This window comes from Hoeflea sp. AS16 (genome assembly GCF_038900095.1).
Lineage (GTDB): Bacteria > Pseudomonadota > Alphaproteobacteria > Rhizobiales > Rhizobiaceae > Hoeflea.
On record NZ_JBBMQQ010000005.1, the window covers coordinates 86,419 to 102,765 of the forward strand.

The 16,347-nt window shown below is 60.7% G+C and carries 16 protein-coding genes; 5 read left to right on the forward strand and 11 right to left on the reverse strand.

Going from position 1 to position 16,347, the window contains the following annotated elements; all coding sequences use genetic code 11:
- Nucleotides 1–79 precede the first annotated feature (79 nt).
- From WNY80_RS14350 to WNY80_RS14360, 3 genes are read right to left on the reverse strand one after another with little or no spacing between them, the layout of a single operon-like run.
- Nucleotides 80–1,318 (reverse strand): glycosyltransferase, encoded by a 1,239-nt coding sequence (locus WNY80_RS14350; RefSeq protein WP_342888077.1) that lies wholly within the window; start codon nucleotides 1,316–1,318, stop codon nucleotides 80–82.
- On the reverse strand, nucleotides 1,315–2,391 hold the full coding sequence (locus WNY80_RS14355) for a radical SAM protein (protein ID WP_342888078.1): 1,077 nt from the start codon (nucleotides 2,389–2,391) through the stop codon (nucleotides 1,315–1,317). Before WNY80_RS14355 ends, WNY80_RS14350 begins: the two co-directional genes overlap by 4 nt.
- Complete coding sequence (locus tag WNY80_RS14360; RefSeq protein WP_342888225.1) at nucleotides 2,388–3,242, reverse strand: NAD(P)-dependent oxidoreductase; 855 nt, start codon at nucleotides 3,240–3,242, stop codon at nucleotides 2,388–2,390. The genes WNY80_RS14355 and WNY80_RS14360 overlap by 4 nt, the downstream gene beginning before the upstream one ends.
- Before the next feature lie 116 nt (nucleotides 3,243–3,358).
- Here WNY80_RS14360 and WNY80_RS14365 point away from each other — a divergent pair, with 116 nt between their 5' ends.
- The 4 genes from WNY80_RS14365 to WNY80_RS14380 all read left to right on the forward strand — a co-directional run bounded on the left by WNY80_RS14365 (nucleotide 3,359) and on the right by WNY80_RS14380 (nucleotide 7,713).
- Nucleotides 3,359–4,606, forward strand: coding sequence for an FkbM family methyltransferase (locus WNY80_RS14365; RefSeq protein ID WP_342888079.1), 1,248 nt, complete (start codon nucleotides 3,359–3,361; stop codon nucleotides 4,604–4,606).
- Between the two features lie 27 nt (nucleotides 4,607–4,633).
- The gene (locus tag WNY80_RS14370; protein WP_342888080.1) at nucleotides 4,634–5,392 is read left to right on the forward strand and encodes a class I SAM-dependent methyltransferase; all 759 of its coding nucleotides are present in this window, start codon (nucleotides 4,634–4,636) and stop codon (nucleotides 5,390–5,392) included.
- Between the two features lie 211 nt (nucleotides 5,393–5,603).
- Nucleotides 5,604–6,374, forward strand: coding sequence for a cephalosporin hydroxylase family protein (locus WNY80_RS14375; protein ID WP_342888226.1), 771 nt, complete (start codon nucleotides 5,604–5,606; stop codon nucleotides 6,372–6,374).
- 124 nt (nucleotides 6,375–6,498) lie between these two features.
- Nucleotides 6,499–7,713 carry a mandelate racemase/muconate lactonizing enzyme family protein gene (locus tag WNY80_RS14380; RefSeq protein ID WP_342888081.1) on the forward strand — a complete coding sequence of 405 codons (1,215 nt, stop codon included), beginning with the start codon at nucleotides 6,499–6,501 and terminating at the stop codon, nucleotides 7,711–7,713.
- 27 nt (nucleotides 7,714–7,740) lie between these two features.
- Here WNY80_RS14380 and WNY80_RS14385 read toward each other — a convergent pair whose 3' ends face one another.
- Nucleotides 7,741–8,133 (reverse strand): VOC family protein, encoded by a 393-nt coding sequence (locus WNY80_RS14385; protein WP_342888082.1) that lies wholly within the window; start codon nucleotides 8,131–8,133, stop codon nucleotides 7,741–7,743.
- A gap of 189 nt (nucleotides 8,134–8,322) precedes the next feature.
- On the opposite strand from WNY80_RS14385, the gene rpe reads away from it, so the two are divergent.
- On the forward strand, nucleotides 8,323–8,985 hold the full coding sequence (gene rpe / locus WNY80_RS14390; protein ID WP_342888227.1) for a ribulose-phosphate 3-epimerase: 663 nt from the start codon (nucleotides 8,323–8,325) through the stop codon (nucleotides 8,983–8,985).
- 93 nt (nucleotides 8,986–9,078) lie between these two features.
- Here rpe and WNY80_RS14395 read toward each other — a convergent pair whose 3' ends face one another.
- The 7 genes from WNY80_RS14395 to rocF all read right to left on the reverse strand — a co-directional run bounded on the left by WNY80_RS14395 (nucleotide 9,079) and on the right by rocF (nucleotide 16,265).
- Nucleotides 9,079–10,437: a nucleobase:cation symporter-2 family protein gene (locus WNY80_RS14395; RefSeq protein WP_342888083.1), complete on the reverse strand. Its 1,359-nt coding sequence runs from the start codon at nucleotides 10,435–10,437 to the stop codon at nucleotides 9,079–9,081.
- Nucleotides 10,438–10,615: 178 nt separating this feature from the next.
- Nucleotides 10,616–11,626 carry an allantoicase gene (alc, locus tag WNY80_RS14400; RefSeq protein ID WP_342888084.1) on the reverse strand — a complete coding sequence of 337 codons (1,011 nt, stop codon included), beginning with the start codon at nucleotides 11,624–11,626 and terminating at the stop codon, nucleotides 10,616–10,618.
- Between the two features lie 83 nt (nucleotides 11,627–11,709).
- Nucleotides 11,710–12,645: a LysR family transcriptional regulator gene (locus WNY80_RS14405; protein ID WP_342888085.1), complete on the reverse strand. Its 936-nt coding sequence runs from the start codon at nucleotides 12,643–12,645 to the stop codon at nucleotides 11,710–11,712.
- A 124-nt stretch (nucleotides 12,646–12,769) separates the two neighbouring features.
- Nucleotides 12,770–13,252 (reverse strand): YaiI/YqxD family protein, encoded by a 483-nt coding sequence (locus WNY80_RS14410; protein WP_342888086.1) that lies wholly within the window; start codon nucleotides 13,250–13,252, stop codon nucleotides 12,770–12,772.
- A 66-nt stretch (nucleotides 13,253–13,318) separates the two neighbouring features.
- Nucleotides 13,319–14,371, reverse strand: coding sequence for an ornithine cyclodeaminase (locus WNY80_RS14415; RefSeq protein ID WP_342888087.1), 1,053 nt, complete (start codon nucleotides 14,369–14,371; stop codon nucleotides 13,319–13,321).
- Nucleotides 14,368–15,342, reverse strand: coding sequence for an arginine deiminase-related protein (locus tag WNY80_RS14420; RefSeq protein ID WP_342888088.1), 975 nt, complete (start codon nucleotides 15,340–15,342; stop codon nucleotides 14,368–14,370). The genes WNY80_RS14415 and WNY80_RS14420 overlap by 4 nt, the downstream gene beginning before the upstream one ends.
- Nucleotides 15,342–16,265, reverse strand: coding sequence for an arginase (gene rocF, locus WNY80_RS14425; protein ID WP_342888089.1), 924 nt, complete (start codon nucleotides 16,263–16,265; stop codon nucleotides 15,342–15,344). The genes WNY80_RS14420 and rocF overlap by 1 nt, the downstream gene beginning before the upstream one ends.
- Nucleotides 16,266–16,347: the final 82 nt, after the last annotated feature.

The following is a 16,347-nucleotide window of genomic DNA, read 5'->3' on the forward strand; positions in this document are numbered from 1 at the left end:
TGGCCGGACTGTCAGGCGAGGACCGGAAACGGGGTGTCAGCAGTCGTCGGCCGGTGTATGGCTGCCGACTTGAGGCTGCTCAGAAGCCGGATGCTGCGGGTGTTTCGGGAACAAGGTCGAGATCGGGATAGTAAGCCATGAAATGGGCAAGGCTGCCTTTGGAAGCCGCCTGACCTGGCTGTCCGCCGGTTTCAGCGCCGCTTGGCCCACCTTGCATGGTCTCGTACCAGTCGCGGGGGGTGGGGCCCAGCGCCTCGGCAAAAACAGGTTCCCGCTTGGGACGAAGCATTTCGGCCTGCCACAAGGCACGGAATGCAGCGATGGAGCGATCGGGTGTTCTCAGCTCAAGCACCTCCGCGCGCGCCCTCTCTCCCATCACCCGCACCTCGTCAGGGTGTTCAAGCATCCAGTTTGCGAGTTCGACGGCGTGGTCGGTCGAACTGGCAACCAGGCCGGTCTCGCCATCGCGCACGATCTCCAGTTCACAGGGATTGGCAAACACCAGCGGCGCGCAGCCCAGCGACATCGCCTCGACAAGCGCATTCTCAGCCGTGCCGAAATGAAATGGCTGAAGCAGGTAGAGAAACACGGATGTCTGCGAGAGCGCTGCCTTCGGATCTGCGGTGTGGCCGCACAGTCGAAGCCGGTCGGGGTGTTCCATTGCCGCGATCGCGTCGTGGACAGGGCTGTTGGCACCAACGCCTCCCCAGACATCGACCGCCACATCATCGCGGTCAAGCCGGTCCGCGACCTCCATCATCGCCGGGCTCATCTTGGTGAATTCCACGGTACCAAGATAGCTGATGCCGTTCCTGTTGCCGCTGATGGGGGCGCTGGTGCCGGATGCCGGGTGGCCAAAACCGCTGTTGATGACGTCCGCATGCGCAAGGCTGGCAGCCACCGTTTCGGACAGGTTGGGTGCAAGTTTCGAGCAGGCCGAGGTGAAGACGAAACGGTCGGCCGCTTCCACCAGGCCTGCCGGAATGAAAGGTGCGCTGACGCCCGAGACATGGCTCCAGAACACCGACCGCATCGCAGGCAGGGGCGGTCCGGCCAGAAGGCCGCACATCAAAGGGTGGTTCCACCATTCGAACTGGACAATGTCCGCGCCGGCCATCAGTTTCAGGATGTGGTTCCGGTCCTGCGCAATCGTCACGACCGCGCCGGCGTCGCGGATTTCATTCACATACCGTTGATCGCGCGGCTCTTCGAGAAGCATGTATTGCCGCCCGGCAGCTTCGGTATCCGCCTCGCACAGGGCGGCATGTGCCTTGCCCACACCCCCGCCCAGATGGGGGGCGATGTGGACAACTTTCATTCGGCCGCGACGACCGAGGCGGCGCGCTTGGTGCCGGGTGCGGTCACGTCAGGATCGAGTTTCACCATCTCGCGGAATCGTTCCAGCAGCATCGGGCGGTAAGGGTCGATATTGTCGGGCAGGCAATGGCTCAGCTGGCCGCAGCTGCCGCAGGTTCCGTTCTCGCAGCGCTTGCCTTCAAGATGCTGCAGCCTGAGCGCGTTCATCTTGTCGGAGTTCCAGACCTGCTTGATCGACTGCTCCTTGACGTCGCCGATGATCAGGTCACGCGACCAGTCAAGGAAGCAGGAGCTGACCAGGCCGTCCGGGTTCACCGACATGGAATAGAAAATGTAGGGGCAGGTTTCGGTGTTGCTGACTTCCTGCTGGTAGATGCCTTTTTCGATCTTCACACCGGTGTGCTTCTCGATGTCGAATTCAGGCCAGCAGGGTGCGAAATTCTCGACGAAAATCCGGTCGCAATGGTCGCCGAATGTGTCGAAGAACAATTCCCGCTCGCCCGGCTGCAGCAATTCGCCCGGAATCTTGATCGAGATCTCCATGTCGCCCTTGTTGGCGTAGACCCATTTGACGTTCTCGACAAAGGCTGCGAAATCGAAATTGAACTTGGTGAACCGCTGGTAGGTGTCCTTGTTCATGCCGTCGACGGAGATGTTGATCTTGTCGAGGCCGGCTTCAATGACAGGTCCCATTCTCTCGGGCGTCAGAAAGGTGCCGTTGGTGGTCGTGTCGATATAATCGACATGGCCGCTCTGCTTGGCATAGGCAATCATGTCGGCAAAACGCTTGTTCAGAAACGGCTCGCCGTCCTTGTACAACCGCAAAACCTTGATCGGTTTGCCGAACTCGCCAAGATCGTCGATGATCTTGGTGAAAAGGTCGTACTTCATCGCCCCCTGGAACCGCCCGGTATCGGCGATCATGTCCCGATGGCCGGTGGGGCAGAATGTGCATTTGAAATTGCAGGCGCTTGAGGGATCGACGAACACCACGAAGGGTGTCTCAAGCGGAATGACAGTTTCAAGCGCGGTCCTGTCTTCGAGGTTAATCCGCGGTTTCAGCTGGGCTTTCATGACCGTTCGTCCCTTTTTGATCCTTCAACGACAAAATTTGGCACGCCAACCACCGCGGAAGGATCGCGCGGATGGGGCTGGTGAATCCCGAATTCGAGCAAGTCACGCCGTCCATACCGGTCGGCGATGCCTTCGGCGAACTGGCGAATACTCACAGCATGACCTGAGCAAATGTTGATTGCGCCAACCTGACCAGTGTCTATCACATCGGCGATACGTGCGCCCGCAACCTCGACATCGAGATAATCGCGCAGCTGCGCTCCTGATCCGAGCTTGGCTTTCTCGCCTGCCTCAAGGCACCGTCTGAGATACGGATAAAGGCGTTTTTCATTCTCGCCCTCACCATAGAGATAAAACAGACGGCACCAGGAAAACCGCACGTCAGTGCCTTCAAAAAGCCCGTTCAATATCTCGAAGAGTGCCAGCTTGCAGGCACCGTAAACTGTCGATGGGACCGTGGGCGCGTTGATGTCGAGCCGGTCGGACGGCAGTGCGTACTCCATGCAGGTTCCCACGCCGACAAAATGGCTGACGCCGGCCCGCGCCGCACCTTGCGCCATCTTGAAACTGCCCGAGACACAGGCTGCGTTTTGTTCTGAATCGAGATAATCGGCAGGGTTTACATACCAGGCAGCGTGAACGATCGCATTCACCCCGGCGCAGGTCTCGGCCCACCATTCGGCCGATTGCGCAAACAGGTCTTCGCATTCCACTATCGCGCTGCCGGGGAAATTGACCGCAAGCCGCCTGGCTGCCTCCGGCCGTGCCACAAGCCGGAGCGTGTGACCGTTTCCGGCAAGTTGCTTGGCGATCTGCGTGCCGACAAAGCCACTTGCGCCGGTAACAAGCACAGTACTCAAGGCAAGGCCCGGAAAAGCTTTGGGGTGTTATTTGCGGCCACTAGACTTGTCCTGTCCGGGGAGCGTGATTCTCTCGCGCAGTGTCGCACAAGGAAAGCGGTCGAAACATGATGAAAAACTCCCCGTCAGCTTTCGAGCAGGACGCGGCAGAGCGCCCCATCAAGGCGGCCTATTCGCGACGCAGCTTTGACAGGGTTCCGACCAAGACTGAAGCGCGCGCGCTTTTGCAGCAACTTGCCAGCCAGGATTGTTTCGCCGCTCCCGTCAGTCCGGACGCCCCCCTGGTGATTTACGGCGCTGGCAACTTCGGACGCATGGCGCTCGACTTTCTGCGCGACGTTGGCGTCGAGGCCCTGATGGTCGTTGATGCCAGGGCAGACCAGATCAGCGGCTCCGATGCCTGGGCTGGAATTGACCTCCGCGCGCCGCATGAGGTTCCCGAGCAGGTCAAGTCTTCGGCCTTGCTCGCAGTCAGCGTTGTCACCAGCCCGGTTCTGCCCATTCTTGAAGATCTGCACGCCCAGGGCTGGAAGCGATGCGTTCCTTTCTACGATATAGCCGAGAGTTTCCGCCCGGCCCATCCTCTGTCCAACGGCTGGTTTGCCGAACCGCTTTCCGTGACCGATCTGGAGGCCGTCGGCGCAGGTCTCGATGCCTGGGACGATGACCTTTCGCGTGCCCATCACCTGATGTTTCTTGCCTGGCGTTTGGCCCGGCAGGAGTGGTGGTTTGACGGTGTCACTGTCGACAATTCCAATCGTTTTTTCATTCCCGAGGTTCTGGAAGTACTGAAGCCGGACGATCTCTTTCTCGATGGCGGCGCCCACCATGGCAGCGTGGCGCAGGCCTATCTGGCGGCAAGCGGCCCGGAAAGTCGCATCATTGCGTTCGAGCCTGATGAGATCAACGCCGATCGGTTTGCGGTCTGGCGCGCAAGCCAGCCCGCGCAGGTTCGCGAGCGGATCGAACTCCGCCGCGATGCGCTCGATGCCATGTCGCGCGATCGCAGGTTCCATGGTGGACTGGGTTACATGTCGCAGCTCACCGGTCACGGTTCGGCAAGCATCGTGACCCGGACCATTGACGCAGCCGGCCTCGAGCCGGGTTTCGTCAAGCTGCATCTGGAAGGCGGCGAGCTTGACGCGCTCAAGGGTGGCATTGCAACCTTGAAACGGAGCCGCCCCGTTGTCGCGGTCACCGTCTATCACGATGCGGACGGACTATGGCGCACGGCCCGCTGGATGCGCGAGAACCTGAAGGACTGTGTCCTGCTCATGCGCACCCACAGCTGGTGCGGAACCGGTGCTGTCATTTATGCGCTTCCCAGGGAACGGATGCCTGAAGTGGTCAACTGAACTTCGAGACCGCAGGTGAAGGTGGTGATGGAAAACAACAATACAACGCGTGGGGAAGACCGTGTGAAAGCCGTCAATCAGAATCTCGCCCAGAGCAGAAGGGCCGCGATCATGGCGGCACTGGCAAGAAAGGCGTTCACGGACAAGGTCAAGGCGCTTGAAATCGGAGTCTGGTACGGTGCCGGATCCACAAACATCTGGCTTGATAATTTCATGCCAGGTTCCGATCTGGTGCTGGTTGACGCCTGGCGGCCATATGCGTCCAGCGCAGATGTTTCGGGCGATGATTTCGGGGCGGCGAACTGGGACTATGCCAAAATGGACAGCCTGTCCTCGGAGGCCTTCCTTTCCGCCTTTCTCAATGTGCGAAAGTTCGAGAATGAAATCGACGACAAGAATGTCTCATTGATACGCGGGAAATCGTCAGCATTGCTGCCGCTGTTCAAGGAAGACTGTTTTGATTTCATCTATATTGACGCGGACCACAAGTATGAATCGGTGAAAGCTGATATCGTCAATGCAAAGCGGCTGGTGAACAAGAATTTCGGCATTGTTTGCGGGGATGATCTGGAAAAGCTTCCAACTCCGGAACTCGTGGATCTGGCAAGGCAATACAAGGATAGAGACTACATCAAGGGCGATTATGGCTATCATCCCGGTGTATGCCTCGCGGTGTCCGAGGAATTTGCGTCGGTAAATATGAGCGACGGGTTCTGGTGGGTCGTCTGCAAGAACGGCGAGTTTCTGACCGACCAGCTTGACCTGGAATATCTGCAGGCCGAATGAAGGTGATTTCACCTGTTCAGCCATGCGTGTGTATCGAGCCGGGTGTTTTGGATTCATCCGGGTGCAATATATCAATGATGCGGGCGTCCGGAGGCTCCTCTGTATGGCTTCCCGAAAACCGCGCTAACAGGTTCGCGCCTCAGAACCTGTCCAACACAAGGAAAAATCAGTGAGCCAGGAAACCGAATTCGCCGCCTACGTGCAGAACAACATTGCCTCTGCGGCCAATGATCCGGGATTTGTTGGTCTCTCCCAGGTCTGGGTGCGCGAAAGCATAAGGTACAAATACGCCTACAATTTTTCCTGGCTCGGCCGCCCGATCATCCAGGTCCCGCAGGACACCTATGCTTACCAGGAACTGATCTGGAATTACCGGCCGGACCTGATCATCGAGACCGGCATCGCCCATGGCGGATCGCTGGTGATGAGCGCCTCGATGCTGGCCATGCTGGATTATTGCGATGCGGTTGAAGCCGGCACCGTGCTCGATCCGAAAGCCAGCCGCCGCAAGGTTGTCGGCATCGACATCGACATCCGCGCCCACAACCGGGCCGGAATTCTTGCGCACCCGATGCAGCACAAGATCCAGATGATCGAGGGATCATCGATAGACAAGGCAATTGTCGATGAGGTTCACGCCATCGCCGGCGATTATGAGCGGGTGATGGTGTTTCTCGATTCCAACCACACCCATGACCATGTCCTGGCGGAACTTCACGCCTACGCACCGCTGGTCTCGCAAGGTTCCTATTGCGTGGTCTGGGACAGCGGTGTCGAAGATTTGCCGGCCGACATGTGCGCTGACCGGCCATGGGGCAAGGGCGACAACCCGAAGACCGCGGTCCATGCCTATCTTGCCGATCAGGACACCGCCAGCCGGACCGGTGTCGACGGCAAGCCGCTGAAGTTCGAGATCGATCAGATGTTCGAGGCCAAGCTGATGATCAGCGCTGCGTCCGACGGTTTCCTCAAGCGGGTCTGACTTCCCAAATCCCGGTGTTGGTACTTTGTTGTTGCCGCTCGACTTTGGTGTGCTCGGGGGACTGGATTTTGACGCCGATACCTGATCGATTGCACCCGGTTGAGGTGAAATCCCGGAGAGCGGTATGAAGATCAAGGATGTCCAGACTTTTGTGGTTGCCAATCCGCCGCCTCAGACAGGCGGGCGCTATTTCCTGTTCGTCAAACTGGTCACCGATGGTGGTGTGATCGGCTACGGCGAAGCCTATGATGCCGCCTTCGATCCGCACCTGACGGCCAAGCTGATGGAAGACGTGGCGGCGCGGTATCTGGTTGGCCGCGATCCGCATGACATCGAGAATTTCTTCCGTCTTTGCTATTCCTCCGGTTTTTCGCAACGTCCCGACATGACCATGATGGCCTGTTGTTCCGCGCTCGAGATGGCCTGCTGGGACATCATCGGCAAGGAGGCCGGCCAGCCGGTCCACAAGCTGCTTGGCGGCCGGGTGCACGAGGGGCTTCGTTCCTACACCTATCTTTACCCGGCCAGTGGCAGCGCCGATCCGCTGTCCACCGACAGCCCGAAAAATGTCTACAACGATCCGGATCTTGCAGCGGCCGCGGCAATCGAGGCTGTGCGTCAGGGCTTTACCGCGGTCAAGTTTGATCCGGCCGGTCCCTACCGGGTGCAGGGCGGGCACCAGCCGCTTCTGACCGATATCGATCTCTCGGCCCGCATGGTCAAGGCAGTGCGCGAGGCCGTCGGAACCCGCGCCGACATCCTGTTCGGCACGCACGGCCAGTTCACCGCCGCCGGCGCCATCCGTATGGCGCGTGCCATCGAGGCTGCCGATCCGCTGTGGTTCGAGGAGCCGGTGCCGCCCGATCAGCTGGGCGCCATGGCCGAGGTTGCGCGGGCGACCTCCATCCCGGTGGCAACCGGCGAGCGATTGGTCACCAAGCATGAATTTGCACGCGTCATCGAGACCCGAGCCGCAGCCATCCTGCAGCCCAATCTGGGCCGTTCCGGCGGGCTGCTCGAAACCAAGAAGATCGCCGGCATGGCCGAAGCCTTCGGCATACAGATCGCGCCGCATTGCTATTGCGGTCCGCTGGTCGCCGCCGCCAACATCCAGCTTGCAGCCACGCTGCCCAATTTCCTGGTGCTGGAATCGATCAAGACCTGGGACGGGTTTTACGCCGACGTGCTCAAGAAGAAGATCGAATGGCAGGACGGCTATGTCATCCCGTCGAATGAGCCCGGCCTGGGTGTCGAGCTTGACGAGTCGGTCTGCGAGGCCAATCCGTGGAGCGGCGACATGCTGCATCTGGAAATGACCCGCGAGCCGATCCGCTTCTGATCCGCAACAGGTGAGGGACGGGCGGTATCAGCCGATGCTGCCCTTATCCCAGTCCGGATCGTCAAAACTCTGGATTTCCACCCGGTAGCCATCCGGCGAATGAAACAGCGAGCTGTAAACGCCGAACTCTTCGCTGTGCTCGGGACCGCTGACATATGTCACGCCCTTGGCTTCAAGGAAATCGCGCCAGCCGTCGACATCCGGCGACACGATGGTCAGTGTCACACCGGCCGTGCCTTGCGGCCGGTCCGGCAGGTTGCAGACACCGATATAGCTCAGCGGTGTCAGCCGGTAGATATGGCAGGCACCCTGATCGACAACGAAGTCCAGTTCCATCACCTCGCGCAGGAAGCGCGAGCCGCGGTCAAGATCGCTGGTGTAGGTGAAAACGATCGAATGGCTGATCGGTGGTCGGCTCATGGCGGGCTCCTGATGTTGGCGGTTCCAGACTGCCCGCGGCATCATGATTCGGGCAAGAGGTCGCAGGGCTTTGCACAGGCTTGATCAATGCCACGCTTGACCTCGGTGCAGCTCTTCGGGCAAACCGCAGCAAATGGCCCGGGCCAGCATGATGCCGGCCGCTTGCGCCCCAACGTCGAGGAACCCGAAGTGACCCGTCCCGTGCTGATTGCCCCGTCCATCCTGTCTGCTGATTTCTCCCGCCTCGGCGATGACATTGAAGGCGTCATGCGCGCCGGCGCCGACTGGATCCATCTCGATGTGATGGATGGCCATTTCGTGCCCAACATCACCTTTGGCCCCGGTATCATCAAGGCCGTGCGTCCGCGCACCGAGGCGGTCTTTGATTGCCACCTGATGATCGAACCCTGCGATCCCTATCTCGAAGCCTTCGCCGACGCCGGTTGCGACATCATCACCGTCCACGCCGAAGCCACCAAGCATCTCGACCGCTCGCTGCAGGCCATCCGGGCGCTGGGCAAGAAGGCCGGCGTGTCGCTCAACCCGTCGACACCTGAAAGCGTCATCGAATATGTGCTCGACCGGCTCGATCTGATCCTGCTGATGACCGTCAACCCCGGCTTCGGTGGCCAGGCCTTCATTCCTTCGGTGGTCGACAAGGTGGCGCGGGTGAAAAAGATGATCGGCGACCGGCCGATCCACATCGAGATCGATGGCGGTGTCACCCCGAAGACCGCACCACTGGTCACCGCTGCCGGTGCAGATGTACTGGTCGCCGGATCGGCGGTCTTCAACGGCGCGGGCGAGGCCGACTGGGCCAGGAACATCACCGCCATTCGCCAGTCCGTTTAAGGACTGCACACAGTCACAGCGGCTTCAATTCAATCCAGCAAAAAGCCCCCGGCGCAAACCGGGGGCTTTTCCATTTCAGTCCTGTTGCCGGTCTCAGTCGTCGAGACTTTCAGGCAGAAGCAGGTTGAGCACGATGGCGATCAGGGCTGCAGGCAGCAGGCCGCTGGTCAGCAGGATCTGGGCGGTCTTGCCAAGATGCTGAAGCGCTTCCGGAACCATCTGCAGGCCGAGGCCGATCGACAGTGCGGTTGCGAAGATCACCATGTTGCGACGGTTCCAGTTCACGTCGGACAGCATGCTGACGCCAGCGGCGCAGACCATGCCGAACATGACGATGACGCCGCCGCCAAGAACGTTGATCGGAACCGTGTTGATGATTGCTGCGATCTTCGGGATGAAGCCGCAGGCGATCAGGAACAATGCCCCGATGGTCACCACGTGACGGCTCATCACGCCGGTCATGGCGATCAGGCCGACGTTCTGCGAGAACGACGTGTTGGGCAGGCCGCCAAAGACGCCGGCGACAGCAGTGCCGAGACCATCGGCAAAGGTTGCGCCTTCGATTTCCTTGTCGGTGGCTTCGCGCCCTGCACCGCCCTTGGTGATACCGCTGGTGTCGCCAACGGTTTCGATGGCCGAGACAATGGCCATGAAGCACATGCCCAGAACGATGGCGAAGTTGAACTCAAAGCCCCATTTGAACGGGATCGGCGGTGCGAAATAGCTGGCTCGTGCCAGGTTTCCGAAATTCACCTGACCCATCATCAGTGCCACGACATAGCCGGCGATGATGCCGATAAGGACCGCAGCCACGGCAGCAAAGCCCCGGGTGAAGAACTTGATTGCCAGCGTGACAATGATCACCACCAGTGCGGGGATCCACATTGCCAGGCTGCCGAATTCAGGCTTGCCCATCAGCGGAACGCCGCCGGCAGCGTATTGAATGCCGACCTTGACCAGTGCCAGGCCAATCATCAGCACGATCAGGCCGGTCACCATCGGTGGCAATGCGTAGCGAATGCGGCCGACAAAGAAGCCGAGGCAAAAATGGAAAACGCCGCCGATCATCACGCCGGTCATCAGTCCGGCGAGGCCTGCTGTTCCCAGGCCAGCAACCGCCGGGATCATCACCGGAACGAAGGCGAAGCTGGTGCCCTGAACGATTGGCAGGCGTGCGCCGACCGGGCCCATGCCGATAGTCTGCAGCAGCGTGGCAATACCGGCGAACAGGATCGACATCTGGATCATGTAGGTCATGTCGGGGAACCCGAGCGCGCCCTGGTCCGAGCCGAAGCCGATACCGGCAGCGCCCGCCACGATGATGGCAGGCGTCACATTGGAGACAAACATTGCCAATACGTGCTGGATCCCCAGTGGTATGGCTTTGACAAGCGGTGGTGTGTAGTTCGGATCCCGCAATTGTTCTGCGGTTCCAAGCGATGAGTCGGCCATTGGCTGTCCTTTTCCCTCAGGGGCGTTAGTCATGCCGGTTCGCCGCCCCCACTTGCTGCGAACCGGCTGAAGTGCCAGTCACTGTCGACCTTTCAATGATCAGAGCCCGCTCGTGCCATTGTTTCGGTCAGTGTCTCAGAAACGCAAGACCCATGCCATTATGCCGATTCGGGCTTGGTCAGGCGAGACTCCCCGTCAGCTTGAGCCGGCTGACCCCGCCATCGGGGAAAATGTTGAGCCGCACGTGCGTAACGGGGCCGATATAGCGAATATGAGCCGAAAGATCGTGCACGTGGTCGGCCTGCAGCTTCTGCTGCGGGATCAGTTCCGGCCAGAACATCGACGCGGTAATGATCGCATCGCCCGCGTCGGTTCCAAAATCGCTCATGTCTGCGGCCTGTATCGAGCACGTGTCGGGAAAGTTGCCCTTGAAATAGGCAGTGTCGACGATTGCGCCCGACAGCACGCCCCGCGCCCCCAGGGCGATCACGATCCACTCATTGCCCGGAACACGCCTGCGGCTGGTTTCCCAGCCGTCACCCATGTTCTCGCCGCGCCCCGGCGCCAGCAATCGGTGATAGGAGCCGAAATGCGCATCCGAGAAGCCGATGATCCGCCCGCCATTGAGCGCGGACGAAAGTTCGATGTCTCCGTCGCCCACCCGCGACCGGTCCAGGAACGGCTGGCCATAGACCCTGAGCCGCGCGATCCCGCCGTCCGGATAGATATGCAGCCGCACATGGGTAAAGATTTCCGACGAGTTCGACGCGAGATAATGGTGCGCGCTCGGCCCCAGCGGCGATGTCGGCAGCACTTCGGTCCATTGTGTGCTCTCGTCCGGATCACCCGCGACATTGCAGGCTTCGATGCGCGCGGCGGGTGGGTAATTGCCGGTAAAGTGCGACGTGTCGACATCAAAGCCGTCGATGCGCCCGGCGGTCGCCAGCCGGATGATCGCGAAATCATGGCCGAGGACGCGCTTGCGGCGGCTTTCCCAGCCATCCATCCACTTGCCGTGGTCGTCATACTTGTCTTCGATGAACACCGCCGGCTGGTCGGACAGCATGCGTTCGAGCGGTGCAAAGAATTCGTCGGTGACATAAATGCCCTTCGCGCCAAGGCCCGCCGATGCAAGGTTGACCGAATTGCGCGCGAAACCCGGAAGCTGCGCCGGCATGTGCTCACTCATCATGTGTCTCCTGGACGAATGGGTCCGGTTTGCTGGAACCGGATTTCAATGCCCATAGTATGCAATGAAAATGCAGTTCGGTTTCAAATTTTTCCTGAAGATGTTAAAGCCGCGGCCCGGTCTATTTCGGCACGAATTCCCTTGATGACGTGATCGATGAACAGCTTGACCTTGGGATCCTGCAGCCGCTTGTGCGGATAAAGGCAGGAGAACGGCTGCGGTATCTGCGGCGTTTTTTTCGCCACCTCCACCAAACGGCCGGCGTCAAGGTCTGCAGCAACATCATAACGCGTCTTGCTGGCGATGCCGCAATCGGCAAGCGCCCACGCCGTCAGCACGTCGCCATCATCGCTTTCCAGCGATCCTTCGGGGTGATACGCGCGGACTTCGCCACCCACCAGCAGGTTCCAGTAAAACTCCGTTGCGCCGGGATAACGCAAGAGCAGGCACTTGTGCTTGTTGGACATGATCTCGTCGCCGCTTTCGGGCATGCCCTGCTTTTCGATATAGCCGGGCGAGGCGACCAGCACGCGCTCGAATTCGTGGATGGCCCGCACCCTGAGATCGGAATCGGGAAGCGGCCCGAGCACGAAGGCCGCGTCGAGACCTTCCTGGGCGATATCGACCTTGCGGTCCGACAGCCTGAGCCGGACATTGATATCCGGGTACTCCGCCTTGAAGGCCGGGATCAGGGGCGCCACCAGCTTCTTGCCGAGCGCCAGCGGAGCCGAGATGAACAGCGTCCCTTTCGGGTGGGCCGTGATTTCGGCGATGCTGCCTTCGACCTCGCGGATGGTGTCGAGAATCTTGATCGCGCCCTTGTAGAACAGTTCGCCATGCGCCGTGGCGCGCAGGCTGCGCGTGGTGCGGTTGAACAGGCGCACGCCAAGGCTCTTTTCGAGGTCTGAAATCCGGCTTGATGAGACGGCAGCCGAAACCCGCAAATCGCGCGCGGCAGCCGACATGCTGCCCAGTTCGTAAACGCGCACAAATGTCTTGAGCATGTCCACATAGGCCATGAACGATATCCCCGGTAAGCTGATTGCCTCAATTGAGCGCGGGGCGCGGCGATTGTCCAGAAGAAATTGAAAACAAGGCTTATTGCCTTGTATGTGACGAAAATGGCTTTCCGGAAACGCGCGCTCAGCCGTGCCGCTTCAGCCGGACAAGAGCCAGGTCGAGCGCAGAGAGAAACCGTGACCGGTCCTGCCGCGAGAACGGGGCCGGGCCGCCCACTTGCGCGCCACCGGCGCGCAGGTCAGCCATGATCGACCGTGTCGCCACCGCCATGCCGATCGAATCGTGGGTGAAGGGCTTGCCGGTATGGCTCATCACTGCAGCCGCCTCCGCCTTCAGGCAGCGCTCGGCCAGCAGGATGTCGGCGGTCACCACCACGGCCCGCGGTGTCACGTGTTCGACAATGCGGTCATCGGCGGCATCGAAATTGCCCGGCACGATTTCACGCTCCACCAGCGGATCCGTCTCGATCCGGAAATAGCTGTTGGAAACGAAGGTCACCTTGATGCCGTGACGAAGCGCCACCTTGACGCATTCCTCGCGCACCGGGCAGGCATCGGCGTCAACAAGCAGGCGGATCGGCGGGGTCTCGGGGGCTGGGCTGGTCATACCCGTCCAATACCCCGCATCACCGTCTTCGCCAAGGCCGTTGCGGCGCCGTTTCCAAGTCGTGTGTCAGTCCGGCTCGCCTGCGCGGTTGAGCATGCCGAACAGGTCACGCGGATCGTCCGGGTCGGCGATCATGTCGAGCTGCTGGAAATGCCCGGTCTTGAGCGCCCGTTCGTAGACATATTTGAGCGCCGAGAAATCCTCGATGGCAAAGCCGACGCCATCGAACAGGGTGATCTGCGAAGCCGACTTGCGGCCGTCGGCCTGGCCGGTGATCACCTGCCAGAGTTCGGTCACCGGAAAGTCTTCCGGCATCTGCTGGATCTCGCCCTCGATCCGCGTCTGCGGCGGGTACTCGACGAAGATCTGCGAGCGCAACAGAATGTCCTTGTGCAGCTCGGTCTTGCCGGGGCAATCCCCGCCAATGGCGTTGATGTGGATGCCGTCGCCGATCATGTTGTCGGTCAGGATCGTCGCATATTGCTTGTCGGCGGTGCAGGTAGTGACGATCTGCGCGCCTTCCATGGCTTCCTGCGACGACCGGCAGGCGGTTACCTTCAGCCCCGCCCCGGCGAGATTGCGGGCGCATTTCGCTGTGGCGGCCGCATCGATGTCGTAAAGCCGGACTTCCTCGATGCCGACGACGGCCTTGAAGGCCAGTGCCTGGAACTCCGATTGCGCGCCATTGCCGATCAGCGCCATGACTTTCGAGCCCTTTGGTGCCAGATGCCGCGCGGCCATGGAGGAGGTTGCAGCAGTCCTCAGTGCCGTCAGCACGGTCATTTCCGACAGCAGCACCGGATAGCCCGAGGAGACCTGCGCCAAAAGCCCGAAGGCGGTCACCGTCTGCAGGCCCTGCTTGGTGTTGGACGGATGGCCGTTGACATATTTGAAGCCGTAGAGATCGCCGTCCGAGGTCGGCATCAACTCGATCACCCCGACATCGGAATGGCTGCCGACCCGTGGCGTCTTGTCAAACAGCGGCCAGCGGGTGAAGTCGTGCTCGATCGCGTCGGCCAGGTCCTTGAGCATGGTCTCGATGCCGATGGAGTGCACCAGCCGCATCATGTTTTCCACGCTGATGAACGGGACATAGGCGAGGTGGGAAGGAGGTGTCATTTTCTGTCTCCGGTGGTGATGGTGGTTGCCGTTCTGGGCGTCAGGTGAATGCCTGCAATCATGCAGCGGACGGATCCTCCGGCCAGCTCGATGGTCGGAACATTGAGCGGCAGAAGCGGCAAGGTGGACTGCAGCCGCGCCCGGTTTGGCGGGCTCAGGCTGTCATGGGCCGTGCGCGAAAGGGCCAGAAACCGGCCGTCCTTGCCGGTCAGTTCAATGGCGTTTCCGGCAAAGCCGGCGATCTCGGCTTGTGACAGCGCGATCACGTCGCGGCCGCTTTCCTCGAGCCGCTCGACGATTTCCGAGCGGCGGTCGGGGTTGACGACGGTGTCAAGGCCGACCAGCGCCACCTCGGTGCCCACACACATCAGCACATTGGTATGATAAATCTCGCGCCCGGCGCTGTCGCGCGCCTCGAAGACCATCGGCTCGTAACCGAAATTGGTGCAAAACCGTTCCAGCGCAATCGGATTTGCGCGGTTGGATCGGGCGACAAAGGCGAGGCGCCCGATGTGATCAAGCACCATGGCGCCGGTGCCTTCCAGGATCAGCCCGTCTTCTTCGAGGCCGGAATAATCGATCACCTCCTGCACACGGAAATTGCGCTTGAGGAATTCGATCACATCCGTGCGCCGTTCCCGCCGGCGCGAAGGTGCATGCATCGGGTAGATCGCAACATGGCCGCCTGTGTGGGTGGAAAACCAGTTGTTGGGAAACACCGAATCCGGCGTGTCGCGGCTGCCGTCATCGTCAAACACGTTGACGTCAACCCCGCTGTCCCGCAGCTGTCCTACAGCCGTATCGAATTCCGCCAGCGCCCGCGCGGCGACCGTGTCCCGTCCGATATCGGTCGGGCGCTGGAACCCGTTGTCGGCCAGCGTTTCCGGATTCGGGTGGAAGGCGTGCGGCCGGATCATGACGACGGTATCCGGTGCCTGCATCAGGTTTCGTCTCAAGGTATTGGGTAGCATCAGGAGCTCCTGTTGACGCGGTCGAACACCTTGCGGCCCATCAGGCTGGCGGTGAGATCGACCATCAGCCGGGCGGTGCGTCCCCGGTCATCGAGAAACGGGTTGAGTTCGACCAGGTCGAGCGAACTGACCAGGCCGGATTCGTGCAACATCTCCATCACCAAGTGAGCCTCGCGGAAGGTCGCACCGCCGGGAACCGTGGTGCCGACAGCCGGAGCTATCGAGGGGTCGAGAAAATCGACGTCGAGCGAGACATGCAAAAGCCCGTTGGCAGACCGCACCCGGTCGAGAAACGCGCTCAACGGCGCAATGAAGCCGCGTTCATCGAGCTCGCGCATGTCGACCGGCGCGATGCCGTGTTCGCGCAGCGCCTTGTGTTCGTCCGGATCGACCGAGCGGATGCCGAAAAGGCAGATGCGATCGGTCGGAACCGGATCAGGAAATGGCGGAAAGGCCTCGAAGTCACCGAGCCCGGCAATGTAGGCCATCGGTGTACCGTGCAGATTGCCCGAGCCGGTGGTCATCGGTGTGTGAAAATCGCTGTGGGCATCGAGCCACAACACGAACAACGGCCGTGCCTGCTCCCTGGCGTGGTTCGCCACCCCGGCAACCGTGCCAAGCGAAAGGCTGTGATCGCCGCCGAGAAAAACCGGAAAACCTGCTGCCATTGCGTCCTGCGCGGCTTCAGCCAGCGCTTTCGTCCAGGCAATCGTCTCCGGCAGGTGGTGCACTGCCGCATTGGTGCAGTTCGCGGCGGCAGGCGGCCTCGGCGCGACATCGCCGCGGTCGTCAACGGTGCAGCCGAGTTCGGCAAGCGTCGCGGCCAGACCCGCCACGCGGTAAGAGGCCGGTCCCATCACGCAGCCGGGATTGGATTGACCGCTGTCGACAGGCGCGCCGACCAGAATGCAAGTGTGGTTCATCGCATGCCCTCCTTTCGGATAATCCGTCGCAGAGGTCGCTGGCGGTTGAAATGGCAAGTTTGTCCGTTCCGGGCACCAAAAC

Coding starts and splice junctions, on each gene's coding strand:
- WNY80_RS14350 (WP_342888077.1), bottom strand. CDS start 1,318: ATGAAAGTTGTCCACATCGCCCCCCATCTGGGCGGGGGTGTGGGCAAG.
- WNY80_RS14355 (WP_342888078.1), bottom strand. CDS start 2,391: ATGAAAGCCCAGCTGAAACCGCGGATTAACCTCGAAGACAGGACCGCG.
- WNY80_RS14365 (WP_342888079.1), top strand. CDS start 3,359: ATGATGAAAAACTCCCCGTCAGCTTTCGAGCAGGACGCGGCAGAGCGC.
- WNY80_RS14370 (WP_342888080.1), top strand. CDS start 4,634: ATGGAAAACAACAATACAACGCGTGGGGAAGACCGTGTGAAAGCCGTC.
- WNY80_RS14380 (WP_342888081.1), top strand. CDS start 6,499: ATGAAGATCAAGGATGTCCAGACTTTTGTGGTTGCCAATCCGCCGCCT.
- WNY80_RS14385 (WP_342888082.1), bottom strand. CDS start 8,133: ATGAGCCGACCACCGATCAGCCATTCGATCGTTTTCACCTACACCAGC.
- WNY80_RS14395 (WP_342888083.1), bottom strand. CDS start 10,437: ATGGCCGACTCATCGCTTGGAACCGCAGAACAATTGCGGGATCCGAAC.
- alc (WP_342888084.1), bottom strand. CDS start 11,626: ATGAGTGAGCACATGCCGGCGCAGCTTCCGGGTTTCGCGCGCAATTCG.
- WNY80_RS14405 (WP_342888085.1), bottom strand. CDS start 12,645: ATGGCCTATGTGGACATGCTCAAGACATTTGTGCGCGTTTACGAACTG.
- WNY80_RS14410 (WP_342888086.1), bottom strand. CDS start 13,252: ATGACCAGCCCAGCCCCCGAGACCCCGCCGATCCGCCTGCTTGTTGAC.
- WNY80_RS14415 (WP_342888087.1), bottom strand. CDS start 14,371: ATGACACCTCCTTCCCACCTCGCCTATGTCCCGTTCATCAGCGTGGAA.
- WNY80_RS14420 (WP_342888088.1), bottom strand. CDS start 15,342: ATGCTACCCAATACCTTGAGACGAAACCTGATGCAGGCACCGGATACC.
- rocF (WP_342888089.1), bottom strand. CDS start 16,265: ATGAACCACACTTGCATTCTGGTCGGCGCGCCTGTCGACAGCGGTCAA.